The following is a 25,972-nucleotide window of genomic DNA, read 5'->3' as shown; positions in this document are numbered from 1 at the left end:
CATATCAGGGATGTCAGTTATGTCGTTTTCTACGACCGCGGTACGCTCTGTCGCCGTGCCCGGATTGTTGCTATTACTCGCCTTAGCCGCCGCGCTTAGCCTGACCATCGGCGCCAAATCGTTGCCGATCGGCACGGTATTCACCGCCTTCAGCGGAACCTGTCAAAGCGCCGACTGCACCATCGTGCTGGACGCGCGCCTGCCGCGTACCCTGGCCGGTCTGCTGGCCGGCGTCGCCCTCGGTCTCGCCGGCGCGCTGATGCAGACGCTCACCCGCAACCCGCTGGCCGACCCCGGCCTGCTGGGGGTCAACTCCGGCGCCAGCTTCGCCATCGTCCTCGGCGCGGCGCTGTTCGGGATCACCTCCCCGCAGGAGCAACTGCTGCTGGCGTTTTGCGGCGCGCTCTGCGCCTCGCTGCTGGTGGCCTTTACCGGCAGTCAGGGCGGCGGCCAGCTGAGCCCGGTGCGCCTCACCCTCGCCGGGGTCGCCCTTGCGGCGGTGCTGGAGGGGCTGTCCAACGGCATCGCCCTGCTCAACCCGGACGTCTACGATCAGCTGCGCTTCTGGCAGGCCGGTTCGCTGGATATCCGCACCCTGCAGACGCTGAAAATTGTCCTGCTGCCGGTGGTGATGGCGGGGATCGCCGCCCTGCTGCTGAGCCGGGCGCTTAACAGTCTGAGCCTCGGCAACGATACCGCCACCGCCCTCGGCAGCCGCGTCGCCCGCACCCAGCTGATCGGCCTGATCGTCATCACCGTCCTGTGCGGCAGCGCCACCGCCGTCGTCGGCCCCATCGCCTTTATCGGCCTGATGATGCCGCATATGGCGCGCTGGCTGGTGGGGGCCGATCATCGCTGGTCGCTGCCGGTCACCCTGCTCGCCACCCCGGCCCTGCTGCTGTTTGCCGACGTGATTGGCCGCCTGCTGGTGCCCGGCGAACTGCGGGTATCGGTGGTGAGCGCCTTTCTCGGCGCGCCGGTGCTGATCTGGCTGGTGCGCCGCCAGCCGCGGGGAGGTGGCCTGTGATTGCCCCGTCCCGCCGCCTGATAGCCAGTTGCCTGCTGCTGATAGCCGCCAGCCTGCTGATTTCTCTGCTCGGGCTGGCGCAAGGCCCGGTGCCCCTGACGATTGACCAGGTGTTCTCCGCGCTGTTCGGCGATGCGCCGCGCAACGTCGCGATGGTGGTGAACGAATGGCGGCTGCCGCGGGTGTTAATGGCGCTGCTCATCGGCGCCGCGCTCGGCGTCAGCGGCGCCATTTTCCAGTCGCTGACCCGTAACCCGCTCGGCAGCCCGGACGTGATGGGCTTTAACACCGGCGCCTGGAGCGGCGTGCTGGTGGCGATGGTCCTCTTCGGCCAGAACCTGACGGCGATTGCCCTGGCGGCGATGGCCGGCGGGGTGCTGACCTCGCTGGTGGTCTGGCTGCTGGCCTGGCGCAACGGGATCGAGACCTTCCGCCTGATCATTATCGGCATCGGCGTGCGCGCCATGCTGGTGGCATTCAACACCTGGCTGCTGCTGCGCGCCTCGCTGGAGACCGCCCTTTCTGCGGGCCTGTGGAACGCCGGATCGCTTAACGGCCTGACCTGGGGTAAAACCTGGCCGTCGGCGCCGCTGATCCTGCTGATGCTGGTGAGCAGCGCCCTGCTGGTTCGCCGGATGCGACTGCTGGAGATGGGCGACGATACCGCCTGCGCGCTGGGGGTACAGGTCGAGCGTTCGCGCCTGCTGCTGATGCTGGTGGCGGTGGTGCTCACCGCCGCCTCGACGGCGCTGGCCGGGCCGATCTCATTTATTGCGCTGGTGGCACCGCATATCGCCCGCCGCCTGAGCGGCACGGCCCGCTGGGGACTGACCCAATCGGCCCTGTGTGGCGCGCTGCTGCTGGCGCTGGCCGATTACGGCGCCCAGCGGCTGTTTATGCCGTGGCAGCTGCCGGTTGGCGTGTTAACCGTCAGCCTCGGCGGTATTTACCTTATTGCATTGTTGATTCAGGAGTCCCGCAAAAAATGAGTGCTGTCCCCTCCCGTTTGCGCGGCGAGCAGTTAACCCTGGCCTACGGTAACAAGACCATCGCCGAGTCGCTGAACGTGACCATCCCTGACGGCCACTTCACCGCCATTATCGGCCCCAACGGCTGCGGCAAGTCGACGCTGTTGCGCACCCTCAGTCGCCTGATGACGCCGGCCAGCGGCCACGTCTGGCTCGACGGCGCGCAGATCCAGCAGTACGCCAGTAAAGAGGTTGCCCGCCGCATCGGGCTGCTGGCGCAGAATGCCACCACTCCTGGCGATATCACGGTGCAGGAGCTGGTGGCCCGTGGGCGCTATCCGCACCAGCCGCTGTTTACCCGCTGGCGCAAAGAAGATGAAGAGGCGGTGAACAAGGCGATGCGGGCGACCGGGATCAGCGATCTGGCGCTGCAGAGCGTCGACACGCTTTCCGGCGGCCAGCGGCAGCGGGCGTGGATTGCGATGGTGCTGGCCCAGGAGACGGCGATTATGCTGCTGGATGAGCCAACCACCTGGCTGGACATCAGCCATCAGATCGACCTGCTGGAGCTATTGAGTGAGCTGAATCGCGAGAAGGGCTATACCCTGGCGGCGGTGCTGCACGATCTTAATCAGGCCTGCCGCTACGCCACCCACCTGATCGCCCTGCGCGACGGCAAGATCGTCGCCGAGGGGGCGCCGAAGGAGATCGTCACCGCCGATCTGATTGAACGGATTTACGGCCTGCGCTGCACGATCATTGAGGATCCGGTGGCGCATACGCCGCTGGTGGTCCCGCTGGGCCGCCGGTAATCTCCTCTTTCGCCGGCTTGCGCTACGCTGAGCCGGGCTACCTGCTGTAGCCCGAACTCAACCGTTACCCCAGAATCTCCCTGACCACCGGGCCGATGGCTTCAAAGGCCTGCGGGGAGATAATGTCGACGTGGGCGCAGTTCTGGCTGAACACCTCCAGTTCCGCCACCCACGGGCCCCATACGACCTGCGGATCCATCCCCGCCTGCCGCGTCTTCTCCGCCACGAAAAGCGTCGCCTTGCCGTCAAACTTCGCGCTGTGGGCGGTGGTTAACAGCCGCACCGCATCGGCATAGTTACCTTCGATAGCGCTGAACAGCTCGCCGGAGGCTTGCCCCTGCTGGGCAGCGAGGAACGCTTCGCGCTCGCGGTCGATCTCCGCCAGTACCTCGGGATCCAGCCCGTTGGCCTCTTTCTCCGCCCAGTTTTGCGTCTCCGGCGGCCAGGTATCCAGCAGGCCGAGGAAGGCCACCGCTTCGCCGCGCTGGCGCAAGCGGGCGGCAATCCCCTGGGCTAAGGTGCCGCCCAGCGAATACCCAAACAGGTAATAAGGGCCGTGCGGCTGCTGCGCCAGCAGCGTGCGCAGATGGTGCTCGCACACCTCGTCGAGGCTGGCGGCGCTGGCCATCGGCCCCTGCGGGCGCGGCGACTGAATACCGGTTATTGACCAGCGCGGGCTGAGATAGCGCGCCAGCACGCTGAACTGCCAGGCGAAGCCGGAGGCCGGATGGAAGCAGAACAGCGTCGGGCCGTCGCTCTCGCGCAGCGGCAGAAGCGTATCCAGCCCCAGGCGCCGGGCCTGCTCATCGCTGAGATCGGCAGCCAGCAGCGCGCTCAGTTTGCCCACCGTCGAGGCCACCATCACCTGCCCCGGGGTCACCTGCCGCGCCAGCTGGCGGCTGAGCTGTGCCGCCAGACGCATCGCCAGCAGAGAATGACCGCCGAGGGCGAAGAAATCGGCGTCGATATCGTTCACCTCGCAGCCCAGCAGCTGGCTGAAGGCCGTGGCGACAAGGGTTTCCATCCCGGGCTCCGGCGGCCGGCCGCTGCGCTCCCCGCCGAGGGTCGGCAGCGGCAGCGCTTTGCGGTCCAGTTTGCCGTTGGCGCTAAGCGGCAGCTCAGCGAGCTGCATCAGCACCACCGGCACCATATGCGGCGGCAGCTGTTCCGCCAGCCGCGCTTTCAGCGCCGCGGTATCCAGCGGCAGGCCGGAGTCAGAGACCAGATAGCCCACCAGCTGTCGGGCATCGCCGCCGGTCGCCGCCGCCTGGTTGAAGACGCAGGCGTGACTCACCGCCTGCGCCACGTCCGGCAGGCCCGACATCACCCGGTCAATCTCGCCAAGCTCGATGCGCTGCCCGCGGATCTTCAGCTGGTCGTCGCTGCGGCCAAGATACTCCACCGCGCCGTTCGTCAGCCAGCGCGCCACGTCGCCGGTGCGATACATCCGCTCACCGGGGGCAAACGGGTCGGCGATAAAGCGGCTGGCGGTGAGGTCCGGACGTCCCAGATAGCCCTGCGCCAGCTGGATGCCGGTGAGATAAAGATCCCCCGCCACCCCCGGCGGCACCGGGCGCATCGCGGCATCGAGAATGCGCAGCCCGGTGTTCCACACCGGCCAGCCAATCGGCACGCTGCTGCCGGTCACCGCCGCCAGCTCAGGCCCGCAGGCCGGATACCAGCTGACGTCCACCGCCGCCTCCGTCGGGCCGTACAGGTTATGCAGCGGCGCGCCGGTTAAGCGCTCCCACTCGCGGCACAATTCCGTCGGCAGCGCTTCGCCGCTGCAGAATACCCGCCGCAGCGTGCGGCAGGCAGCGACGCTGTCGGCATCCAGCGAGGCGACAAACGCCGCCAGCATCGACGGCACAAAGTGGGTGGTGGTCACGCCGTAGCGGGCGAAGAACTGCTGCATCGCCTGCGGGTCGCGGTGCGCCTCCGGCTCGGCCATCACCAGCTGCGCGCCGGCGATAAACGGCCACCAGAACTCCCACACCGACACGTCGAAACTGCACGGCGTTTTCTGCGCCACCACGTCCTGGGCAGATAACGGATAGCGATCCTGCATCCACAGCAGGCGGTTGACGATGGCGGTCTGGCCGACCATCACCCCTTTAGGCCGCCCGGTGGAGCCGGAGGTAAAGATGATGTAGGCGGTATGGTCCGGTTTTGACAGCGCCAGCGGCGCGTCATCCCCGGCGGCCAGCGGCTGCTGATAGCAGAGGCTTTCCAGCCCCGGAATATCGCTGAAGCGGGCCAGTTGATCCTCCGAGGTGATCAGCAGCGACGGCCGGGCGTCTTCCAGCATCATCCGCAGGCGGTCGTCCGGGTAGCCGGTGTCCAGCGGCAGCCAGGCGGCCCCCGCTTCGACAATGCCATGCAGCGCCAGGGTCAGGAACACCGAGCGCGGCAGGGCCACCGCCACGCTGTCGCCCGGCTTCACGCCGCGCTGACGCAGCAGCTGCGCGAGCGCCACCACCTGCTGACGCATCTCGCGATAGCTGAACTGCCAGTGGGCGTCCGCCAGCGCCGGGGCATCCGGGGTCTTCCGCGCCTGGTCGGCCACCAGCGCGCTGAGGGTGGTGGCAGGCAGCGGCACAGCGGTATCGTTGACCGCCGCCAGCCGGGCCAGCTCATCGGCGGAGAGCATTTCTGCTTCGCCGCAGCGCAGCGCCGGATCGGCGGCGAACTGCGCCAGCAGCGCGGTCAGTCTCGCCACATGGCGACGGAGCTCGGCTTCATCGTACCGGGCCTTGTTGGCGAGGATCTCCAGCGACAGCCCGCCGGTTTCATCCGGGAACAGCGCCAGCTCGAGATCGTTGACCGGGCCGGTGGCGAGGGTGTGGGTCAGTGCCTGCACACCATCGATATCCAGCTGGTAATCAAAGACTTTGACGTTCAGCACCGGGCCGAACAGCGGTTCGTCCCCTGCCGCTTTACCGCTGTCGCGAACGATCTGTTCGGCGTCATAGCGCTGATGGCGGCGCATCTTTTTCAACTGAGCGGCGAGGCGCATCGCCAGGTCTGCCAGCGTCTCCTGGGCGTCAATATGCACCGCCAGAGGCAGAACATTGAGCACCGGCCCCGTCGAGGTCAGCGCGGCTGAACCCATCCGGCGCATAAAGATAAAGCCCGCCGCGTAGTCCATCCGGTTGCACAGGCGGCCCAGCCACAGCGTGGTGAGCGCCAGCGCCAGGTCAGCGGGCTGACACTGCGGCGCATGGCCAGCCAGACGGCGGAAGGCGTCGGCGTTCATCTCCAGCTTCATCCGCCAGATATCGCTCCCGGCGGCGCGTCCGCCCAGCGGCGCGGCAGAGAGTGAGGCAGGCGACGGTAACGCCTGGCGCTGAGCCTGCCAGAAGGCTTTATCCCGCTGCCAGGCCTCGCTGCCGGCGTAGCGCTGGTACTCGTCCACCACCTCGGCGAAGGGGGTGAAAGGCGACTCAGGTGTGGCTTCCCCCCGCTGCCAGGCGCGGTAAATGGCGGCGATCTGCCGGGTTATCGCCGGGAAGCTGAAGCCATCCACCAGCAAGTGGTGATAACGCTGATACCAGTACCAGCGGTCGTCGCCGACGCGCAGCAGCTGATGGCACACCAGCGGGTTGCCGCCGTCGACACGCAGATCCTGCGCCAGGTCCGCCTGCATCCGCTCCGTGGCGGCGCGATGCGGATCCGGCGCCGTACGCAGGTCAATGATCGACGGTTCGCCAAAGGTGCGGTCGGCCGCCACCCACTGCCAGACTTCCCCCTCCTCTTCCTCAAAGCGCAGGCTGAGGGTGTCCGCCTGCTGCAGACCGGCGACAATCGCTTTTCCCAGCAGCGTTGGGTCGAGCGCGCCGCGCAGTTCAACATAGTGGGCCACGCTCCAGGCGCCTGGCAGAGTGGAGAGGCGCTCGGCCATCCAGATCCCCGGCTGCGCGGCAACCAGCGGTAAACGAGTGGTCATTGTCAGCTCCTTATGACGCATGATGGGCGGGGGTCAGGGTTGACCAGTTGGCCGCCAGCCAGGCGTTGCAGGCCTCGGCCGACTGCGGGGGGCACACCACCGCCCAGCCGGCAGGCAGGTCGCAGTGCGCCGGCCACAGGCTGTACTGCTGCTGATCATTGCGCAGAATGTAAAACTGCCCTTGCGGATTGTCGAAGGGGTTACTGAATTGCATATCAAACTCCTGTCGTAAAGCGCGGTGCTAAGGGTGCGACAGCAGAGGCTGCCAGAGCTGGATAAGCCCTGCCGTCAGCCCGCCGCGCCAGCAAAGCGCATCATGCCCGCCGTCAACCTGACGCCAGAAAATCGTCTGCTGTGTCGTAGTGAGTTGCGCCAACAGCGCCTGGTTGGCGCGAAAAATAATCGGTTCACGCTGGCCCGCTTCCAGCCAGATGCGCAGCCCGGCCGCGGACACCTCACCCTGGCGAAGCTGTTCGCCGATAAAGCCCGTCCCGCGGCCATCACGGTGCGGCCACCAGTAGGAGCCTGACTGGCTGAGTACGCAGCCAAAGCGCTGCGGCCAGTTGAGGGCGGCGAACATCGCCGCCAGGCCGCCGAAGCTTTGCCCGGCCACCACTGTCCGCTCCGGGCGGTCGCTGAACGGGGCATGGCCGCGGATCAGCGGCAGGAGCTCCTCCTGCACCGCCAGCCAGAAATCGCGGTGACAGGGCAGCTCAACCCCGCGGCGCTGGTTGTCGATCGCATCGATCAGCAGGTAGACCGCCGGCGGCAGACTCCCCTCGTTGGTCAGCGCGGCCAGCGGCGACCACACCGGCATGCTCTCGGCCCAGAACTGGCCGTCGAGCAGGATCGCCAGGGGCCGCGTTTGCGGGTCGACGGCCTCGCCGGTGGTGTAGATCCAGACCCGGCGATGGTTGCCCAGACGCGCGCTGCGCCACTCAAGGCATCGGGCGGGAGGATGCGCCTCATTAAACTGGTCCCAGCCGGGCTGCGCGGGCGCCTGCGGCATCTCCAGGGCCGACACGCCATGGCCGCGTCCGCCCTGCCAGCTGTGCGGGTTCAGCGGATCGGCTATCGCCCGCGGCAGCAGTTTGCGCCAGCCTTCGCGCAGCAGCGCGCGGTCGGGCGCGTCAGCGCTGAACACCTCAGGGGAAAAATCATCGTCACGGTCGGAGGGAATAAAACAGTAGCTACCGCGCCAGGTCGGCGACAGGGTGGTTCGCCAGGACCAGGCGTCGGTCCCGGGCAGACGCGTCAGCGATTGCGGCCGCGCATTCTGATGGTGGTCGGTCACGCCGGTGATATAGAGCCATACCCGACGGCGCGGAGAGTGCGTTTCATCCCCCGCCGGATCCCGCCACCAGAACGTCACCTCGATGGCGCCATCCACTGCGCGGCACTGCGGCCCCTGCAGGGTTTGCCACCACTCCTCGCTTCCTGTCCTTAACATTCTGTCATTAACCCTATGTATAGCGTGACTTTTTTAATTAATTGTAATTCTTTATTGATAATATTATTGATAACTATTTGCATTTGCAATAGCGTATTAGCGCGCCGTGGGAAGCGCGTCTTTCACAAAACATGTCGAAGAGAGCTTATTCAGCTAGCGACGGAGTGCCTTTGCCCTCTTCCGGCAACATTTATGCCGCCTCCCCTCCCGGTGGGAAGGGGCGTTTGGGGAACGTGGCGACTAAAGAGCAGGAATAACAATGAATAACAGGATCAAATCCCTGGCCTTGCTGGTCAATCTGGGAATTTACGGGGTTGCTTTTCCGTTAAGCGCAGCGGAAACCGCCACCGACGATAAAAACAGCGCTGCTGAAGAGACCATGGTGGTCACCGCCGCCGAGCAGAATCTGCAGGCGCCGGGCGTCTCCACCATCACCGCCGATGAGATCCGCAAACGCCCGCCAGCGCGCGACGTCTCGGAGATCATTCGCACCATGCCGGGGGTCAACCTGACCGGCAACTCCACCAGCGGCCAGCGCGGCAATAACCGCCAGATTGATATCCGCGGCATGGGTCCGGAAAACACCCTGATCCTGATCGATGGCAAGCCGGTCACCAGCCGCAATTCCGTGCGCCTTGGCTGGCGCGGCGAGCGCGACACCCGCGGCGACACCAGCTGGGTGCCGCCGGAGATGATCGAACGCATCGAAGTGATCCGCGGCCCGGCCGCCGCCCGCTACGGCAACGGCGCCGCCGGCGGGGTGGTGAATATCATCACCAAAAAAACCGGCGATGAGTGGCACGGCTCATGGAACACCTATATGAACGCCCCGGAGCACAAGGATGAAGGCTCCACCAAACGCACTAACTTCAGCCTCAGCGGCCCGCTGGGCGGCGATTTCAGCTTCCGTCTGTTCGGTAACCTCGACAAAACGCAGGCCGACGCCTGGGATATCAACCAGGGCCATCAGTCCGAACGTACCGGGATCTATGCCGACACCCTGCCTGCCGGGCGCGAAGGGGTACAAAATAAAAACATCGATGGTCTGGTGCGCTGGGAATTCGCCCCGATGCAGTCGCTGGAGTTTGAAGCCGGCTACAGCCGCCAGGGCAACCTCTACGCCGGCGACACTCAGAACACCAACACCAACGACCTGGTGAAAGAGAACTACGGTAAAGAGACCAACCGTCTGTATCGCAACACCTACTCGGTCACCTGGAACGGCGCCTGGGACAACGGGGTGACCACCAGCAACTGGGCGCAGTACGAGCGCACCCGCAACTCGCGCAAAGGCGAAGGCCTGGCCGGGGGCACCGAGGGGATCTTTAACAGTAATCAGTTCTCGGATATCGATCTGGCGGATGTGATGCTGCACAGTGAAGTCAGCATTCCCTTCGACTATCTGGTTAATCAGAACCTGACGCTGGGCAGCGAGTGGAACCAGCAGCGGATGAAGGATAACGCCTCCAACACCCAGGCGCTGTCGGGCGGCAGCATCCCGGGCTACGACAGCACCGGCCGCAGCCCGTACTCGCAGGCGGAAATCTTCTCGCTGTTCGCTGAGAACAACATGGAGCTGACCGACACCACCATGCTGACCCCGGCGCTGCGTTTCGATCATCACAGCATCGTCGGCAACAACTGGAGCCCGTCCCTCAACCTGTCGCAGGGCCTGTGGGACGACTTCACGCTGAAGATGGGTATCGCCCGCGCCTATAAAGCGCCGAGCCTGTATCAGACCAACCCGAACTACATTCTCTACAGCAAAGGCCAGGGTTGCTACGCCAGTAAATCCGGCTGCTATCTGCAGGGTAACGACGACTTAAAAGCCGAGACCAGCATCAACAAAGAGATTGGCCTCGAGTTTAAACGCGACGGTTGGCTGGCGGGCGTCACCTGGTTCCGCAACGACTACCGCAACAAGATTGAAGCGGGCTATGCCCCGGTCTATACCAACGGCAGCGGCACCGACCTCTACCAATGGGAAAACGTACCAAAAGCGGTGGTGGAAGGCCTGGAAGGGACGTTGAACGTGCCGGTGAGCGAGACCGTCAACTGGACCAACAACATCACCTATATGCTGCAGAGTAAGAACAAAGAGACCGGCGATCGTCTGTCGATTATCCCGGAATACACGCTGAACTCCACCCTGAGCTGGCAGGTACGCGATGATGTTTCGCTGCAGTCGACCTTCACCTGGTACGGCAAGCAGGAGCCGAAGAAGTACAACTACAAGGGTCAACCGGTTACCGGCAGCGAGAAGAACGAGGTCAGCCCCTACAGCATCCTCGGCCTGAGCGCGACCTGGGACGTCACCAAATACGTCAGTCTGACCGGCGGCGTGGATAACGTCTTCGACAAGCGTCACTGGCGCGCGGGCAACGCCCAGACCACCGGGGGCACCACCGGCTATATGTATGGCGCCGGCGCCGAGACCTATAACGAATCGGGCCGCACCTGGTACCTGAGCGTCAACACCCACTTCTGATAGCGGGTTCTCCCTCCCCCGCCCTTGCAGGATAAAGGGCGGGGACAACCGCGGTAACCTTGTCCTATGCGCATCCATCACGCCACGCTGCCGCTGGCCGGCTATACGCTGCAGCAGATCGACTTCGACCCGGCGACTTTCCAGCCTGAAGATCTGTTCTGGCTGCCCTATCACGCCAGTCTGAGGGGCTGGGGCCGCAAGCGGCAGTCGGAGCACCTGGCCGGACGCATCGCCGCGGTATACGCCCTGCGCGAGGTGGGGGAGAAACAGCCTCCCGCCATCGGCGACCAGCGCCAGCCGCTGTGGCCCACGCCCTGGTTCGGTAGCATCAGCCACTGCGCCCAGCGCGCGCTGGCGGTGATCGCCGATCGGCCGGTGGGCGTCGATATTGAGCGCCGGTTTACCCCCCAGATGGCGGCGGAGCTGGAGGACAGCATTATCAGTCCGACGGAAAAAACAGCGCTGCTGCGCAGCGGCCTGCCCTTCCCGCTGGCGCTGACGCTGGCGTTTTCGGCAAAAGAGAGTGGGTTTAAGGCCTGGTCCTCTCATGCTTTAGCCCTGCCCGGCTTCCATAGCGCCCGGATTGTGGCGCTCACTGCGCAGCAGGTTCATTTACGTTTTACCGCCAGCTTCTCCGTACAGCTTGCTGATTTCACCTTGCAAATCAATCATCTGATAAAAGACGATTTCGTTATTACCTGTACCTGCCCGCCTCGCGAAGCGTGATCCTTTTCGCTTTTTAAGAAATTACCTGTGCAAACCGTAGACAGTTCTGGCTGGCCGCTTTATGGTTACATTGAATAATAAATCATTATTGAATATATATTCAATGCGGAGATAATAATGAAAACTACCCTGATAAAGTCTGTTCTGTTTGCCTCCATGATGGCCGCATCTGGCTCACTTTTCGCCGCCGATAATGGCCTGATCGCGATCATTACCCCTTCACATGATAACCCATTCTTTAAAGCGGAGGCTGACGGCGCAGCGGCGAAAGCGAAAGAGCTGGGTTACAGCACCCTGGTCGCCTCCCACGATGATGACGTCAACAAACAAAACCAACTGATTGAAACGGCTATTGCGCGGAAAGCCAAAGCCATCATCCTGGATAACGCTGGCGCGGATGCCACCGTCGGCCCGCTGGAAAAAGCAAAAGCGGCAGGTGTGCCGGCATTTTTAATCGACAGAGAGATCAATAAAACCGGCGTCGCCGTGGCGCAGATCGTCTCTAACAACTATCAGGGCGCCCAGCTTGGCGCGGAAAAATTCGCCAGCCTCCTCAACGGTAAAGGCAAGTATGTCGAACTGTTAGGTCGTCAGTCCGACACTAACGCCAGCGTCCGCTCGCAGGGTTATCACGATGTGCTGGACGACTATCCGGAAATGAAAATGGTCGCCCAGCAGACGGCGAACTGGAGCCAGACGGAAGCCTTTACCCGTATGGAAGCCATTCTGCAGACCAATCCGGATATCGTCGGCGTGATTTCCGGCAACGATACCATGGCGCTGGGGGCGGAAGCGGCGCTGAAAGCCGCGGGTAAAAACGACGTGATTGTCGTCGGCTTCGACGGTAGCGACTACACCCGCGACTCGATACTCAAGCAGGGCAACATTAAAGCCACGGTTCTCCAGCCTGGCTGGAAGCAGGCGCAAATGGCCGTGGAACAGGCGGACTTTTTCCTGAAGAACGGGAAAGCCCAGAAAGAAGAGAAGCAGTTGATGGACTGCATCCTCATCGATAGTGGCAATGCGAAAAAACTCAACATGTTCAACCTCAGCGAGTAAGGCGGAAATGATGCGGTTAAAACAATGGGGCGCCGTGCTGATGGGCTGCGCCGCCCTGTTGCTGACGGCCTGCACGGTGGTGGACTTAGATGAGAATGGCAAGCCAGTGCTGCCTGCCGACCCGAACGCGAAACCCAGCTTCGACCATCTCACCCCGCAGCAGATCGCGCAACAAACCTGGCAATCTCGAGTGATTGACGCAGCGAACCAACATGCTCTGGACGCGACTGCGCTGGAAAAAGTGCGCCAGGCGTCTGGCGCTACGCCACAGAGCGTCTTTGTCCGCCTGAACAGCGAGGTGACCGGGACTGACGTCAGCAACCCACGCGAGCAAAAGCTCACTCTTACGCTACTGGGCCAGCCGTTGGTCGTGCAGTTGGGTCCTGTCATGCGAGGCAACGCCATTCGCGATGCCAGCGGTTTTAAATTTGAAGACTTTACCAACCAGGTGCAGTTTGCGCAGCTTTCACGCGCCTACAACCGGGAGGCAATAAAATCGTTGCCGACAGTGGACGCGAGCTGGACAGGCAAGTCTGTCGATATTCTCTTTGCGGTCACGGTGGTTAACGGCAGCCTGCAGGATGCGGCCGCTCTTGAGCTAAAACAGGAGGCGCGCTGATGGCCAGTTCACCCGCAGAGGAAATCATTTTACGCACCCGTGGTATTTCCATGCTGTTCCCCGGCACGGTGGCGCTGGATAACGTCGACTACAACGTCTGGCGTGGCAAAGTTAACGTGATCATCGGAGAAAATGGCGCGGGTAAATCAACGCTCATGAAAATTCTCGCCGGTGTGCAACAGCCGAGCCTGGGCGAAATGGAACTCAACGGCAACATAGTCCATTTCTCCAGCACCCGCGAGGCCGCCGCCCACGGCATTGGTATGGTCCACCAGGAGCTGAACCTGTTTGAAAATCTTAGCGTCGCGGAAAATATCTTTCTTGGTCGCGAGCTACAGCGCGGGCTTACGCCAATTAACGAAGCAGAGCAGGAACGACAAGCCGCGGAGCTGTTGCAGCGACTCGATCAGCCGATCTCGCCGCGGGAGCTGGTGGGTAACCTGAAGGTCGGTCAGCAGCAGTTGGTTGAGATAGCCAAAGCGCTGGCGGAAAATGCGGACATTCTGATCCTTGATGAGCCTACATCCGCCTTAAGCAAAACCGAGGTGGATATCCTGTTTCGGGTCATCCGCGAGCTGACGCGTCAGGGGGTGTCCATCATCTACATCTCACACCGTCTGGAAGAGCTGATGGCCATCGGCGACGTCATTACCATTCTGCGTGACGGCAAATTCCAGGCGGAGGCCAGGGTGAGTGAAATTGATGTGCCATGGATCGTCCGTGAAATGCTGGGAAGCGATCCGGTAAGCCATTTTCTTCCTCCGGATCGCCGCTTCGGCGCCCCACTGCTGGAAGTGGAGAACCTGACCTGCGTGAATGCCGCGGGCAATACGGTGGTGGATAACATCAGTTTTAAAGCACATGCCGGTGAAATTATTGGGATCTACGGTCTAATGGGCGCCGGACGAACCGAGCTGTTTGAATGTCTGCTGGGGACAGCGCGCCACTACTTTGGCAAGATCTGGCTGGACAGCAAACCGGTTCCCCAGCGATTAACCACGGCCGAACGTATCCGCATGGGCATGAGTCTGGTGCCGGAAGATCGTAAGCGGACCGGGATTTTTCCCATCTCTTCAGTCGCCAGCAATCTGACCATTGCCAGCCTGTGGCGTCGTCTTCAGCGCGGGGTAACCATTGCCAATAAAGAGGAAGAGGCCGTCGTCGCCAGCACAATTGGCAATCTATCCATCAAGGTCTCATCACCAGAAGTCGAGATCCAGGCGCTCAGCGGCGGCAATCAGCAAAAGGTGGTTATTGGCCGTTCGCTGTTAACCAATCCGAAGGTGCTGTTTCTTGACGAGCCTACGCGCGGGATCGACATCGGCGCAAAGGGGGATGTGTTTCGCATGATGGTGCAATTGTCGCAGCAGGGAATGGCGGTGGTGTTCTCCACCTCCGATTTAAAAGAAATCATGGCGGTCTCTGACCGTATCCTGGTGATGTCAGGCGGCAAACTGACCGCCGATATCGTTCGTGACCAGGCCGAAGAGTCGGCGCTGGTTTCAGCAAGCGCTCAGGGGTTCTAAGATGAAAATGACACAATCGGTCGCACTGGCGCCGCGCGGCAGAGCCTCTCTCTCCCGTGAAAATATCCTGCTGTTGTTATTAAAACTGCGCACCTTTATCGCGCTGTTCCTGATTGTCGGCTTCTTCACGATGACCGTGCCCGGTTTTTTATCCGCTGGCAGCATGGTGATTATGATTAAACACATTGCGATTAACGCCTTTCTGGCGTTGGGGATCACCTTTGTCATTATCACTGCCGGTATCGACCTCTCGATTGGCGCCACGCTCGGTCTCTGCGGAATGATAGCCGGCTGGCTTATCACCAAAGGGATCGTCTTGCCGATGTTCGGCATCGCCATTTTTCCAAGCGTGTGGGTCATTGTGCCCCTGGTGCTGCTGATAGGCGCGCTGATTGGCGCCGTTAATGGCTGGATCATTACCCGCTACAATGTGGCGCCGTTTATCTGCACCCTCGGTACTATGTATGTGCTCCGCGGAGCCGCGATGCTGACCTCTGATGGCCAAACCTTCCCCGGGCTCGCGGGCAATCCGCAGCTGGGCAACACGGGTTTCGATGAAATTGGCGCAGGTGCGCTCTTTGGCATCCCGTGGGCCATCTGGCTGATGATCCTCCTGGCGCTGATCATCGCCTATATCGCCCGGCGTTTGCCTTTTGGCCGCCATGTTTATGCGATCGGTGACAATGAGCGTGCCGCCGAGCTATCCGGCGTGAAAGTGAAGCAAATTAAAGTGCTGGTCTACACGCTGTCCGGCTTTTGCGCCGCCATAGCCGGGATCGTGGTCTCCGCACAGCTGCTGGCCAGCCATCCGGCTAACGGTACCGCTTTTGAGATGAATGCTATCGCCGCCGTCGTACTGGGCGGAACATCGCTGGCCGGCGGCCGGGGAACCATTCTGGGTACGCTGATTGGTGCGTTTGTCATCGGTTTTCTCGCCGACGGGCTGGTGATGATGGGGGTTAGCGAGTTCTGGCAGATGGTCATCAAAGGGATCGTGATTATTGTGGCGGTCATTATCGATCAGATGCAAAACCGGATGCAGCAGAAGGCGGCGGTGGTCGCCCAGAGGGCGGTTATGGAGAATAAGTAACCGCAAGTCCCCCTGTGGCTCAGGCCACAGGGGGAGCGGGCCTGACTCACGATGCGCCTTTCTCCGAGGCGCTTCGCAAAATCTCATCGAAAAATCCTGCCCGACGGCAAGCAGTGGTAGCATCCCGCCACTCTGCTCTGCCAGGCAAGGAAGCCATGAAAAAACGTCCTCACTCGACCCCGCACGACAGTCTGTTTAAGCGCTTTCTGCGCGACAGCGAAACCGCACGCGATTTTCTGGATATTCATCTGCCGCCCGCGCTGCGGCAACTGTGCGACTTAAGCACTCTGCACCTGGAATCCGGGAGCTTTGTTGAGGACAACCTGCGCGCCAGCTATTCCGATATTCTCTACTCTCTGCATACCAGCAAGGGAGAGGGCTATATCTATGTCGTCATTGAGCATCAGAGCACCCCGGACAGCCATATGGCGTTCAGACTCCTGCGCTATGCCCTCGCGGCCATGCAACAGCATCTTGATCGCGGCCATAAAGCGCTGCCGCTGGTAATACCCATGCTGTTTTATCATGGCAGCATTTCTCCCTATCCCTTTTCACTGTGCTGGCTGGATGAGTTTCCACCTGACTCACCGGCAAAACAGCTTTATCTCGGGGCCTTCCCGCTCGTCGATGTGACAGATATTCCCGACAATGCCATATTACAGCATCGGCGGATCGCGCTTCTGGAACTGGTCCAGAAACACATCCGTCAACGCGATCTTAGCCATATCCTCCAGCAGTTGGTGGAGGTGGTGCTGATGGGATACACTGACCACCAGCAGTTCAAAACGTTATTTACCTATATGTCGCTGCATGGCAATAGCGCCGACCCGGATGACTTTATCGACCAGCTGGTCGAACGTCTGCCGCAATATGAGGATACCCTGATGACGATTGCCGAGTACCTGAAGCAGAAAGGTCGCGAAGAGGGAAAACAACGCTGGTTACAGCAAGGCTTGAACGAAGGTTTACAAGCGGGTGAGCATCGCGAAGCCTGCCGCATCGCGCTGATGATGTTAGAGAACGGCATGGACACTGAAACCGTATTGCGGATGACTCGCCTCAGCGCGGACGAACTGGCGACGCTGGCGCGCCAGGCACGCCAGTCTCAACCCCCGCTTAGCCCTTAATTAACGCGCGCGCGGTCGGGAAGTCGGTGATCAGGACATCAATATAGTCGCCCTGCAACGCGCCGCGGATGGCGTTCTCTTTGTCCACGCCGCCAGCCAGCGCAATCACCTGCGGACAGCGACGAATTTGATCAAGCTCCATACCGATCACCGGATCCTCATCCTGGCTCAGTACCGGTTTGCCCGCCGCATCATAGTAATGCAGGCAGATATCCCCCACCGCGCCGCGCGCCGCCAGCAGCTGGAGCATGGTTTCATTATAATAGTTACCGGAGTTTTTCAGCAGCTGCGAAGGCTCCAGTTCACCAATACCGACGATGGCCACATCCACTTCGGCAAATTTCGCCACCACCGCCGCGACGTCCGGGCTGTTTACCAGACGGCTGCGCTCCTCCACGGAGTGCTCAATACTCTGCGACGGCAACAGCCACGCCGGGCAGCCTAAATGCGCCGCCAGCTGCTGGGTTAAAATGGTGGCCTGCACGTTGCCGTTGGGACCGACGCCGCCCAACAGCTGAATCACCCCGGCGGCGCGAATGTTCTGCGGATGCATCTCATCCACCATACAGCGGATCGTACTGCTCCAGGACGAGATCCCCACGAGGTCTTCCGGCCGCAGCCGCGTTTCGACATAGTGCGCCGCTGCGCTGCCGATGGCATGCTTTACCTGGCTGTAACTGGCGTTCTCGCCCACATCCACGACTATCGCCTGTCGAATGCCAAAACGCTCCTCAATCGCCTTTTCCAGATCGACAAAAATGTTTGTCGGCTGGACCACGGTAATTTTCACCAGCCCCTCTTTCTGACAGCGGGTTAGCGCCCGTGAAACAAAAGACTGGGACAGATGCAGCAGCGAGGCGATCTCGGACTGCTTTTTATTCTCGCTGTAGTAAAGCGTGGCGATCTTCACCAGCAACCGCTGTTCATCCTGCTTCGACATGGCATTCCCCTCTGTTTTCTGCTCGTTATTTTTATGCATCATTGAATAGATAACAAGCGCAGCGCCCTTTTCCCGACGATCCAAATGTGATCGTTTTCTCCTTTTTTAGAAAATAGGCCCTACAAATCGTGGACAAACCCCGTCACGGGGCATATCTTACCTACATGAATAATAAATCATAACTGAATATATATTCAATCAGTTATTAATACCTTGTTTTGACGACGATAAAAGGTAGTCAGGATGGGAAGTGTTTCTTTGCCCTGCCGGAATATTTATTCATATAGGAATTTAATTTCAAGAGGTGTTTTATGAATCCGTTTTCACTCTCCGTTAAGGAGTTAGAACAAAAAGCACGTGCCATCCGCCGCCGCATCATCGTCTTAAATGCGGAAAGCCCGGCAGGCGGCCACACTGGTGCCGATCTGTCACAAGTCGAACTTCTGACCGCCCTCTATTTTCGTATCCTTAACTGCTCCCCTGCGCGAAAAGAGAGTGACGACCGCGATATCTATATTCAGTCGAAGGGGCATGCTGTCGGCGGTTATTACTGCGTGCTGGCCGAAGCAGGCTTTATTCCCGTTGACTGGCTGGCAACCTATCAACACGCCGACTCGGCTCTGCCAGGACACCCGGTAAAGCACAAAACGCCAGGTATTGAGCTTAATACCGGTGCGCTGGGCCATGGTCTGCCCGTGGCGGTAGGCATTGCGCTAGCAGCGAAACGCGATAACAACCCGCGTCGCGTATTTGTCGTCACCGGCGATGGCGAACTGGCGGAGGGCAGCAACTGGGAGGCCGCGCTGGTCGCCGCCCACTACCAGCTGGATAACCTTATTATTATCAACGACAAAAATAATCTGCAGCTGGCCGGTGCGACCAAAGAGATCATGAATACCGATCCGCTGGATGAAAAATGGCGCGCTTTCGGCATGGAGGTCACACAGTGCAACGGCAACGATATGGCGGAGGTGGTCGCCACGCTTGAGCGCTTGCAGCCGAACGGGAAACCACACGTCGTGATTGCCAATACCACCAAAGGCGCAGGTATTTCCTTTATTCAGGGACGCCCCGAATGGCATCACCGGGTACCGAAAGGAGAAGAAATTGAACTGGCGCTGGAGGAACTGAAAGATGAGTAATAGCGAACATCTCGCCACGGTGATGGTGAATGCCTTTATTGATGCTGTAGACCGCGGTGTGGATCTGGTGCCGGTGGTGGCCGACTCCACCTCAACGGCGAAAATAGCCCCGTTTATCAAAAGATTCCCTGGCCGGCTGGTCAACGTCGGCATCGCCGAGCAGACGCTGGTTGGCGCTGCCGCCGGCCTGGCGCTGGGGGGTAAAGTGGCCGTGACCTGCAACGCGGCGCCATTCCTTATCTCACGTGCCAATGAACAGATTAAGGTTGACGTTTGCTACAACAACACCAACGTCAAACTGTTCGGGCTGAACGCGGGTGCCAGCTACGGTCCACTGGCCAGCACCCACCACAGTATTGACGATATCGCCATTCTGCGCGGTTTTGGCAATATTGAAATTTACGCACCGTCCAGTCCCGGCGAGTGCCGGCAGATTATTGATTATGCCCTTGCCCACGTCGGGCCAGTGTATATACGCCTCGACGGTAAAGCGCTGCCGGAACTGCATGATGAACATTACCGGTTTATTCCAGGCAACATTGATGTGCTGCGTCTGGGGCGCGATATTGCGCTGGTTGCCATGGGCTCAACGGTACATGAAATTGTGGAAGCCGCCGCACAACTCGCTGCAGAAGGTATTGACGCCACCGTTATCAGTGTCCCATCTATTCGTCCTTGTGATACCCAGGCGCTACTGGCGGCAATCCAGTCCTGTCCGGCCGCGATCACGGTGGAAGAACACAACGTCAACGGCGGCGTCGGGAGCCTGGTGGCGGAAGTGCTGGCCGAGGCCGGGTGCGCTATCCCGTTGCGGCGCTTAGGTATCCCTGACGGGCAATACGCCATTGCCGCCGATCGCGCCGCCACGCGCGCGCGCCATGAAATCGATGCCGCCGGGGTGGTGAAGCACGCCCGCAAGCTGCACACAAAAAAAGCATGCTGAAAAATAACAAGAACATCTTACTGGAGAGAACGCAATGTCCCGTATTCCTCAACAACTCACCATGGGCGTCATTATTGGCAACCGGGGATTTTTCCCCAGCTATCTGGTCGCCGAAGCGCGCGAACAGGCGGTAGCGCTGTTTAGCCGCCTTGGGATTAACACCATTATGCTTGAACCATCCCAGACGGAACTGGGTGGCGTGGAAACCCGGCAGGATGCCAAAATTTGCGCCGAGCTGTTCCGCCCCCACCGCGACAACATTCACGGTGTCGTGGTGCTGTTACCCAACTTTGGTGATGAAAAAGCCATCGCCGAAACGTTGCGCCTCTCCGGTCTCAACGTCCCGGTGCTTATTCAGGCCGAAGAGGATAATCTGGATAAAATGGGGTTGTCGACTCGCCGCGATAGCTTTTGCGGCAAAATTTCCCTTTGCAACAACCTGCGCCAGTACGGTATCCCGTTTACGCTGACCACCCAGCACGTTTGCGCGCTTAGCGGCGAGGTGTTTGAGCAGGATCTCCGGCGCTTCACGCAGATATGTCGCGTGGTGAACAGTATGCGCGGCGTGCGCGTTGGCGCGATTGGCGCTCGTCCAGCGGGCTTTAACACCGTTCGCTACAGTGAAAAACTGCTCGAACGTTTAGGCATCGCAGTGGAAACGTTAGATCTGTCAGAGGTATTTACCCGGATTAAAGCCCTGCGTGATGACGATATTCGAGTGGATGAGAAGCGCCGCCTGCTGATCGATAATGCTGACGCCAGCGGTATTCCGGCAGATAAATTGATCACCATGGCGAAACTGTTTGTGGTCCTGAGCGAGTGGATTGTTGCCAACGACATCGACACCACCGCAATTCAGTGCTGGACCTCGCTTCAGGAAAATCTGGGGATTAACGTCTGCTCCATCATGAGCGTGATGTCCGGACAACTGATGCCAAGCGCCTGTGAGGTCGATGTCATGGGCGCGCTCTCCATGTATGCGCTCGCCAGCAGCAACCTGAGCCCCGCCTCGATCGCGGACTGGAACAATAACTTCGGCGACGATCGCGATAAATGTGTGCTGTTTCATTGCGGGAACTTTGCCTCGGCCAGCCTTGAGTCGCCGCGCATGGGAACGGCCGATATTATCGGCACCACCGTCGGCAAAGAAAACACCTGCGGTGCCGTGCATGGTCGCATGAAAAGCGGCGCGCTGACCTATTTTCGCCTCAGCACCGACGACCTGACTGGCGAAATCAAAGCCTACGTCGGCGAAGGTCGGTCGGTTGACGATCCCCTCGATACGGTAGGCTGTCGGGCGGTCATTCAGGTTCCCCACCTGGAAAATCTGCTGTCGTGGATCTGCCGCAATGGCTTTGAGCACCATGTCGCGATGAACCATTCCGCCAGTGCCGCAATTTTGCACGAAGCATTTACGCGCTACCTGGGCGTGTCGACCTATCTCCACCAGTGAGGCCGGAGGCCGCTATGTCGGTAAACAAGGATATTATTATTGCCCTCGATGAGGGCACAACCAATGCCAAAGCCGTTGCCTTCGACAGCCACGGGCGGGTAATTGCGCAATTTTCCCGTGCGCTTGAAATCGCTACGCCGCAGGAAGGATGGGTAGAACAGTCAGCGGAGCTTCTGCTTGCCGCGTCGCTGGAGGTGATTTCTCGCGCAGTGGCCGCCGTTGGCGCGGAGCGTGTAGCCGCCCTGGCGATCAGCAACCAGCGCGAAACCGTCGTGGGCTGGTATCGGGAAACGGGCGAGGCTATAGCGCCCGCCCTGAGCTGGCAATGTGCACGTACTGCCGCATTTTGCCACATGCTGCGTGAACAAGGTCATGAGCCGCAGATCAAGGCGGTAACCGGCCTGCCAGTCGCCCCGCTCTTTTCCGCCTCGAAAATGCGCTGGCTGCTGGACCACACTCCGGATGGCCTGAACCGGGCGAAAAATGGCGAGATTTGCCTCGGTACGGTGGATAGCTGGCTGCTCTGGCACCTGACGCAAGGCCAGCATTTTTGTTGTGATTATGCCAACGCGTCTCGTACGCAGCTCATGAATTTGCACACAGCGGACTGGGATACCGATATGCTCGCCCTGTTTGGCATTCCGCGTGCAGCACTCCCGGTGATTAAACCTTCGAGCGGCCTGTTTGGTTACACCGCGGGTTTAGCCACCCTCCCTGATGGCATTCCGGTAATGGCGATGATTGGCGATTCGCATGCCGCCCTTTTCGCCCACGGTCTGGGCGCCGCCGGTTGCGTTAAAGCCACCTACGGTACAGGGACCTCGGTGATGGCGCCCGTCGATTCGGTGGCGTGTCACGTCAGTAATCTCGCCACCACGGTGGCCTGGCACGACGGAGAAAAGCTGGTCTATGCACTCGAGGGGAACATTCCCCATACCGGCGATGCGGTGGCGTGGATGGCCGACAGTACCGGATTGAGCGAACGCGCTCCCGGCGAACTGGCCCAGGCGCTGAATGATCTGCCGCGCTCGGTCGACTCCACCTTAGGCGTCTTTTTTGTGCCGGCGCTCACCGGCATGGGCGCCCCCTGGTGGGACGATAAGGCCCGCGGTTTGATCCATGGATTAAGCCGGGGCGTGAAGCGGGCCCATCTCATTCGTGCCGCGCTCGAGTCAATAACCTACCAGATTGCCGATGTAATCACTGCGATGCGTGCCCATCATGGCTTTACGCTCAACACGCTGCTGGTGGATGGGGGCCCCACCAAAAACGACTGGTTAATGCAGTATCAGGCTGACCTGCTGGGGTGTCCGGTGATGCGCAGCGATGTGGCCGAGCTGTCGGCGACCGGTGCGGCACTGCTGGCGCGTAAAGCGTTGCACAAGCTGACGGTGGCAGAGCTTCAGCCCTTTTTACCAGAACACATCACTTATGCGCCAGACCTGATCCGGCATCATAGGCTTGTGCAGCGATGGCAGTCCTGGCAACACGCGGTGACGCTGGCAAGACGCTGAGCGCAACCCAGCCGGGCGATAATGTCTTCGTCCGGCTGCAATCCAACGCGCCCCCCGCCGTTAAACCAGCGGATACTGTTGAAATACCGGCAGCGCCTCCCCCTTCTCCGCCAGCGCGCGGATATGAGGAAACGCCGCTGCCGACACCACCGCCGGGATCATCAACTGGATAAAGGACCAGACCACCGTGCTGGTGACCAGCACCTGATCCGGCTGCGCGGCGGCGGCGCGGTCTGCCAGCCGGGCGTCCCATTCCCGACAGGCGGCGAGCAGTTGGCCGGTCACCCGGGCTATCCACGGCTGATGCTGCTTCTCTTCCGGCCGCAGACGGTGCTCATAAACATGCTGGACCGCTTTTTCACTGGCGGCGAGGATCACCCCCAGCAGGTGCAGATCGCGGGCCAGCGCCTCGGGATGCGCGGGAAGCAGCCGGCGCCCGGTGGGATTGGTCGTTTCGAAATAGTGGAGGATCAGGGTCGAGTCCATCAGCTGCGTCCCGTTATCGAACACCACCGTCGGCGCCTTGACCACCGGATTAATACGGGAAAATTCGTCAAAGCCGCTAAAGACCGAGAGCGGCAGGCTCTCGAATTCCACGCCATAGAGTGCCAGAGAAACCGCCACGCGTCTTACATAAGGTGAATCCATCATACCAATGAGTTTCATCGTCACTCCTGCCTGCGATAAAGGGGTTGCGGCTTTACCTTACTGGAAAACCGAGGCCGCGAATATCACGGGATACTTACCGCAATGGTTAGTCAAACTAACAGATTGGCGATTCGCGGTAGCCCTCCAGTTCCCCTTGTGCTATACCGACTGAGGCAGCATTTGGCTCCTTTTCAGCCTGTTTGCAGCGGCTTTAAAAGCCGCTAACCCGGTAGTAACGTTAACGTATCGACTCACTGACAGAGAAACCACCATGGCAGATTTTCCTCCTGTCGCCAGCCTGCGCAGCTTTGAGGCGGTGGCGCGCCTCGGCAGCGTGACGCAGGCCGCCCACGAGTTGAGCGTGACCCATTCGGCGGTCAGCCAGCACATCAAACAGCTGGAAGCGCTGGTCGGCGTCACACTGTTTATCCGCCACGGCCGCGGGGTGCGCATCACGGAAGAAGGACGGCTCTATGCCCTGCAAATCCGCGAGGCGTTACAGCACATCGCCGACGCCACGCGCATGGTGCAGATCAAACCCCGCACCCTGGAAGTGACCCTGGCGACGCTCCCCTCCTTTGGCTGCCACTGGCTGCTGCCGCGGCTGGCGCGCTTTCAGGCGCGGCATCCGCAGATCGCGGTGCGCCTGCTGACCAGCCTGGCGGTGGTTAACCTGCAACAGGAGGGTATCGATCTGGCCATTCGCATGGGGCAAGGCGACTGGGAGGGGATGGAAAGCCGGCATCTGTTTGCCGATGAACAACTGGTGGTGGCCGCGCCGCACTATCGCAGCGGCGACCTGCCGACCACCCCGCAGGCGATCGCCGCCAGCGATATTATTTTTTCCATGGAGTCCTGGAACGCCTGGTGCAGCCAGGCGGGGCTGGAAAAGCCGATCGTCCCCGCGGGCCTGCGCCTGAACGACTCCAATCTGGTGCTGGAGGCGGTCCGCCTGGGGGCCGGCGTAGCGCTGGAGCGGCGCTCGCTGGTGGCGGGGGCGATAGCCCGCGGCGAGCTGGTGCAGCTCACCGCCGTCACCGTCCCCTACCCCTGGCACTACTGGCTGATCCTCTCCCCGCAGGCGGAGAACCGGCCGGAAGTCGCCCGGTTCATCGCCTGGCTGGAGGAGGAGATCGCCCTCTGGCGCCAGCAAATCAGCGCTTAGCCTTCGGCCGACGGCGGCAGGCCCGTCCGGGCGGCATGCTCCTGGGAGAGACGCCAGAAATCGTGCCCGGCGGGATACTGATAAAGTCGCAGGGAAAACTGTCCGGCCACCGCGGTAATGTACTCAAATATCGCCGACTGGGTGTTTTCGTAGTCTTTCCACAGCGTCGAGGAGGTGAAGCAGTAAATCTCCAGCGGGATGCCCGACGGCGACGGTTTCAGCGTTCTCGCCACAATGTACATCTCCTTAATAATATCCGGTCGCTCGGCGAGATAGTGCATCAGATAGTGGCGAAACAGGGTCAGGTTGGTCAGCCCGTTATCGACAAACCAGCGATCGGCCACGCCGCCGGGATCCCGGCCGTCAAGCAGCGTGCCCAAAGGCTCACTCACCCCGCGGATGGTTAGCATCGAGGAGAGCATCTCCTGGTCGAGAAAACGCACCGAGTGCTGATCGATGGCGATACTGCGCATGATCCGCCGCGCCCCGGAGGAGAACATCGCCTGCCAGTTGGTATAGGTCTCGGTGAGGAAATTCTTCGTCGGGATGCGGGAGATGGTATTGTCCCAGTTGCGGATGGTAATGGTGTGCAGCGCGATATCCGTCACTTCACCGCTGAGGTTCTTGTCAGGCATTTCAATCCAGTCCCCCAACTGGAGCACGTCGTTAGACGACAGCTGAACGTTCGCCACCAGCGACAGCAGGGTATGCTGGAACACGATCATCAGCACCGCCGCCACGGCCCCCAGACTGGAGATAATAATGATCGGCGATTTGTTCGACATCACGGCGAGGATCATAATCGCCGCCAGGATGTGAACTAAGATTTTGCCTATCTGGATATAGCCCTTAATGGAATGATTTTTACGTTTGGTCTTTCGCAGATAAGAGCTGTTGACAATATCCAGCATCTCGTTGAAAAACACCGACATAAAAATAAAAAACAAGATCCCGCAGATGGTATTAATCGCCGTCACCAGCGATGCCGGCATCGCCGGCATAAACTGCAGGACGTAATAGACGATAATAACCGGAATGAAATTGGACAGTTTTTCGGCGATGCGTCGATCCTTCTCCAGCGGCACATCCTGTTTGTGGCTACTAAAGAAGACCTTACGCACCACTTTAATCAGCAAGAACTTGCATAAAAGATGGGCAAATATGCCGGAGACCAGCAGCAGAATAAGATTAAACCCCACCGCCAGCGCCGGATTACTCTCAATAAACGTCAGTAGATGATTCACATACGCCATGCTTTATCGCCTGAATAACTATGCCATTTCGCTGACTGCTTTATCACAAGGGCATATATTTGGAAAATAAATCAAT

The 25,972-nt window shown here is 60.4% G+C and carries 21 protein-coding genes; 15 read left to right on the top strand and 6 right to left on the bottom strand.

Going from position 1 to position 25,972, the window contains the following annotated elements; all coding sequences use genetic code 11:
- The first annotated feature begins 19 nt into the window (after positions 1-19).
- From fepD to fepC, 3 genes are read left to right on the top strand one after another with little or no spacing between them, the layout of a single operon-like run.
- Positions 20-1,027, top strand: coding sequence for a Fe(3+)-siderophore ABC transporter permease (gene fepD / locus A1WC_RS18980; protein WP_008805582.1), 1,008 nt, complete (start codon positions 20-22; stop codon positions 1,025-1,027).
- Positions 1,024-2,016 carry an iron-enterobactin ABC transporter permease gene (gene fepG / locus A1WC_RS18985; RefSeq protein ID WP_016160466.1) on the top strand — a complete coding sequence of 331 codons (993 nt, stop codon included), beginning with the start codon at positions 1,024-1,026 and terminating at the stop codon, positions 2,014-2,016. The genes fepD and fepG overlap by 4 nt, the downstream gene beginning before the upstream one ends.
- Entirely contained in the window at positions 2,013-2,807 is a 795-nt protein-coding gene (gene fepC / locus A1WC_RS18990; RefSeq protein ID WP_012542491.1) for an iron-enterobactin ABC transporter ATP-binding protein, read from the top strand. Before fepG ends, fepC begins: the two co-directional genes overlap by 4 nt.
- A gap of 64 nt (positions 2,808-2,871) precedes the next feature.
- Here fepC and entF read toward each other — a convergent pair whose 3' ends face one another.
- Genes entF through fes form a run of 3 tightly spaced genes read right to left on the bottom strand, consistent with a single transcriptional unit; the run spans position 2,872 to position 8,203 of the window.
- A complete protein-coding gene (gene entF, locus A1WC_RS18995; RefSeq protein ID WP_016160465.1) occupies positions 2,872-6,753 on the bottom strand; it encodes an enterobactin non-ribosomal peptide synthetase EntF in 3,882 nt (1,293 codons plus the stop codon).
- A 10-nt stretch (positions 6,754-6,763) separates the two neighbouring features.
- Complete coding sequence (locus tag A1WC_RS19000) at positions 6,764-6,967, bottom strand: MbtH family protein (protein ID WP_004178967.1); 204 nt, start codon at positions 6,965-6,967, stop codon at positions 6,764-6,766.
- A gap of 27 nt (positions 6,968-6,994) precedes the next feature.
- Positions 6,995-8,203: an enterochelin esterase gene (gene fes / locus A1WC_RS19005; RefSeq protein ID WP_016160464.1), complete on the bottom strand. Its 1,209-nt coding sequence runs from the start codon at positions 8,201-8,203 to the stop codon at positions 6,995-6,997.
- 259 nt (positions 8,204-8,462) lie between these two features.
- Between fes and fepA the strand changes: the two genes are divergently transcribed.
- The 7 genes from fepA (at position 8,463) to A1WC_RS19040 (ending at position 16,838) form a co-directional block, all read left to right on the top strand.
- Positions 8,463-10,691 carry a siderophore enterobactin receptor FepA gene (gene fepA / locus A1WC_RS19010; RefSeq protein WP_016160463.1) on the top strand — a complete coding sequence of 743 codons (2,229 nt, stop codon included), beginning with the start codon at positions 8,463-8,465 and terminating at the stop codon, positions 10,689-10,691.
- A gap of 66 nt (positions 10,692-10,757) precedes the next feature.
- Positions 10,758-11,417, top strand: coding sequence for an enterobactin synthase subunit EntD (entD, locus tag A1WC_RS19015; RefSeq protein WP_016160462.1), 660 nt, complete (start codon positions 10,758-10,760; stop codon positions 11,415-11,417).
- Positions 11,418-11,534: 117 nt separating this feature from the next.
- Positions 11,535-12,476, top strand: a complete 942-nt coding sequence (locus A1WC_RS19020; protein ID WP_004178959.1) for a D-ribose ABC transporter substrate-binding protein — start codon at positions 11,535-11,537, stop codon at positions 12,474-12,476.
- Between the two features lie 10 nt (positions 12,477-12,486).
- A complete protein-coding gene (locus tag A1WC_RS19025) occupies positions 12,487-13,095 on the top strand; it encodes a DUF2291 family protein (RefSeq protein ID WP_032691137.1) in 609 nt (202 codons plus the stop codon).
- A complete protein-coding gene (locus A1WC_RS19030) occupies positions 13,095-14,621 on the top strand; it encodes a sugar ABC transporter ATP-binding protein (RefSeq protein ID WP_016160460.1) in 1,527 nt (508 codons plus the stop codon). The genes A1WC_RS19025 and A1WC_RS19030 overlap by 1 nt, the downstream gene beginning before the upstream one ends.
- Before the next feature lies 1 nt (position 14,622).
- Positions 14,623-15,711: an ABC transporter permease gene (locus A1WC_RS19035; protein WP_016160459.1), complete on the top strand. Its 1,089-nt coding sequence runs from the start codon at positions 14,623-14,625 to the stop codon at positions 15,709-15,711.
- Between the two features lie 155 nt (positions 15,712-15,866).
- A complete protein-coding gene (locus A1WC_RS19040) occupies positions 15,867-16,838 on the top strand; it encodes an Rpn family recombination-promoting nuclease/putative transposase (protein ID WP_016160458.1) in 972 nt (323 codons plus the stop codon).
- Here A1WC_RS19040 and A1WC_RS19045 read toward each other — a convergent pair.
- Positions 16,828-17,778 carry a sugar-binding transcriptional regulator gene (locus tag A1WC_RS19045; protein WP_016160457.1) on the bottom strand — a complete coding sequence of 317 codons (951 nt, stop codon included), beginning with the start codon at positions 17,776-17,778 and terminating at the stop codon, positions 16,828-16,830. The genes A1WC_RS19040 and A1WC_RS19045 overlap by 11 nt on opposite strands.
- Before the next feature lie 311 nt (positions 17,779-18,089).
- Here A1WC_RS19045 and A1WC_RS19050 point away from each other — a divergent pair, with 311 nt between their 5' ends.
- Genes A1WC_RS19050 through A1WC_RS19065 form a run of 4 tightly spaced genes read left to right on the top strand, consistent with a single transcriptional unit; the run spans position 18,090 to position 22,830 of the window.
- On the top strand, positions 18,090-18,920 hold the full coding sequence (locus A1WC_RS19050) for a transketolase (protein WP_004178953.1): 831 nt from the start codon (positions 18,090-18,092) through the stop codon (positions 18,918-18,920).
- Positions 18,913-19,863 (top strand): transketolase family protein, encoded by a 951-nt coding sequence (locus A1WC_RS19055; RefSeq protein ID WP_016160456.1) that lies wholly within the window; start codon positions 18,913-18,915, stop codon positions 19,861-19,863. Before A1WC_RS19050 ends, A1WC_RS19055 begins: the two co-directional genes overlap by 8 nt.
- Before the next feature lie 34 nt (positions 19,864-19,897).
- On the top strand, positions 19,898-21,316 hold the full coding sequence (locus tag A1WC_RS19060; RefSeq protein WP_016160455.1) for an L-fucose/L-arabinose isomerase family protein: 1,419 nt from the start codon (positions 19,898-19,900) through the stop codon (positions 21,314-21,316).
- Between the two features lie 14 nt (positions 21,317-21,330).
- Positions 21,331-22,830 (top strand): FGGY family carbohydrate kinase, encoded by a 1,500-nt coding sequence (locus A1WC_RS19065; RefSeq protein WP_016160454.1) that lies wholly within the window; start codon positions 21,331-21,333, stop codon positions 22,828-22,830.
- Between the two features lie 60 nt (positions 22,831-22,890).
- Here A1WC_RS19065 and A1WC_RS19070 read toward each other — a convergent pair whose 3' ends face one another.
- A complete protein-coding gene (locus A1WC_RS19070) occupies positions 22,891-23,496 on the bottom strand; it encodes a glutathione S-transferase (protein ID WP_008805568.1) in 606 nt (201 codons plus the stop codon).
- A gap of 253 nt (positions 23,497-23,749) precedes the next feature.
- On the opposite strand from A1WC_RS19070, the gene A1WC_RS19075 reads away from it, so the two are divergent.
- Positions 23,750-24,643 carry a LysR substrate-binding domain-containing protein gene (locus tag A1WC_RS19075; RefSeq protein ID WP_016160453.1) on the top strand — a complete coding sequence of 298 codons (894 nt, stop codon included), beginning with the start codon at positions 23,750-23,752 and terminating at the stop codon, positions 24,641-24,643.
- Here A1WC_RS19075 and A1WC_RS28510 read toward each other — a convergent pair.
- Positions 24,640-25,896, bottom strand: a complete 1,257-nt coding sequence (locus A1WC_RS28510) for a mechanosensitive ion channel family protein (protein ID WP_008805566.1) — start codon at positions 25,894-25,896, stop codon at positions 24,640-24,642. The two genes, A1WC_RS19075 and A1WC_RS28510, sit on opposite strands and share 4 nt — an antisense overlap.
- Between the last annotated feature and the right edge of the window lie 76 nt (positions 25,897-25,972).

Origin of the sequence: Klebsiella sp. KTE92 (genome assembly GCF_000398905.1) — a bacterium.
GTDB classification, from domain to species: Bacteria; Pseudomonadota; Gammaproteobacteria; order Enterobacterales; family Enterobacteriaceae; genus Klebsiella; species Klebsiella variicola.
This window is presented reverse-complemented; position numbering and strand designations above follow the sequence as displayed.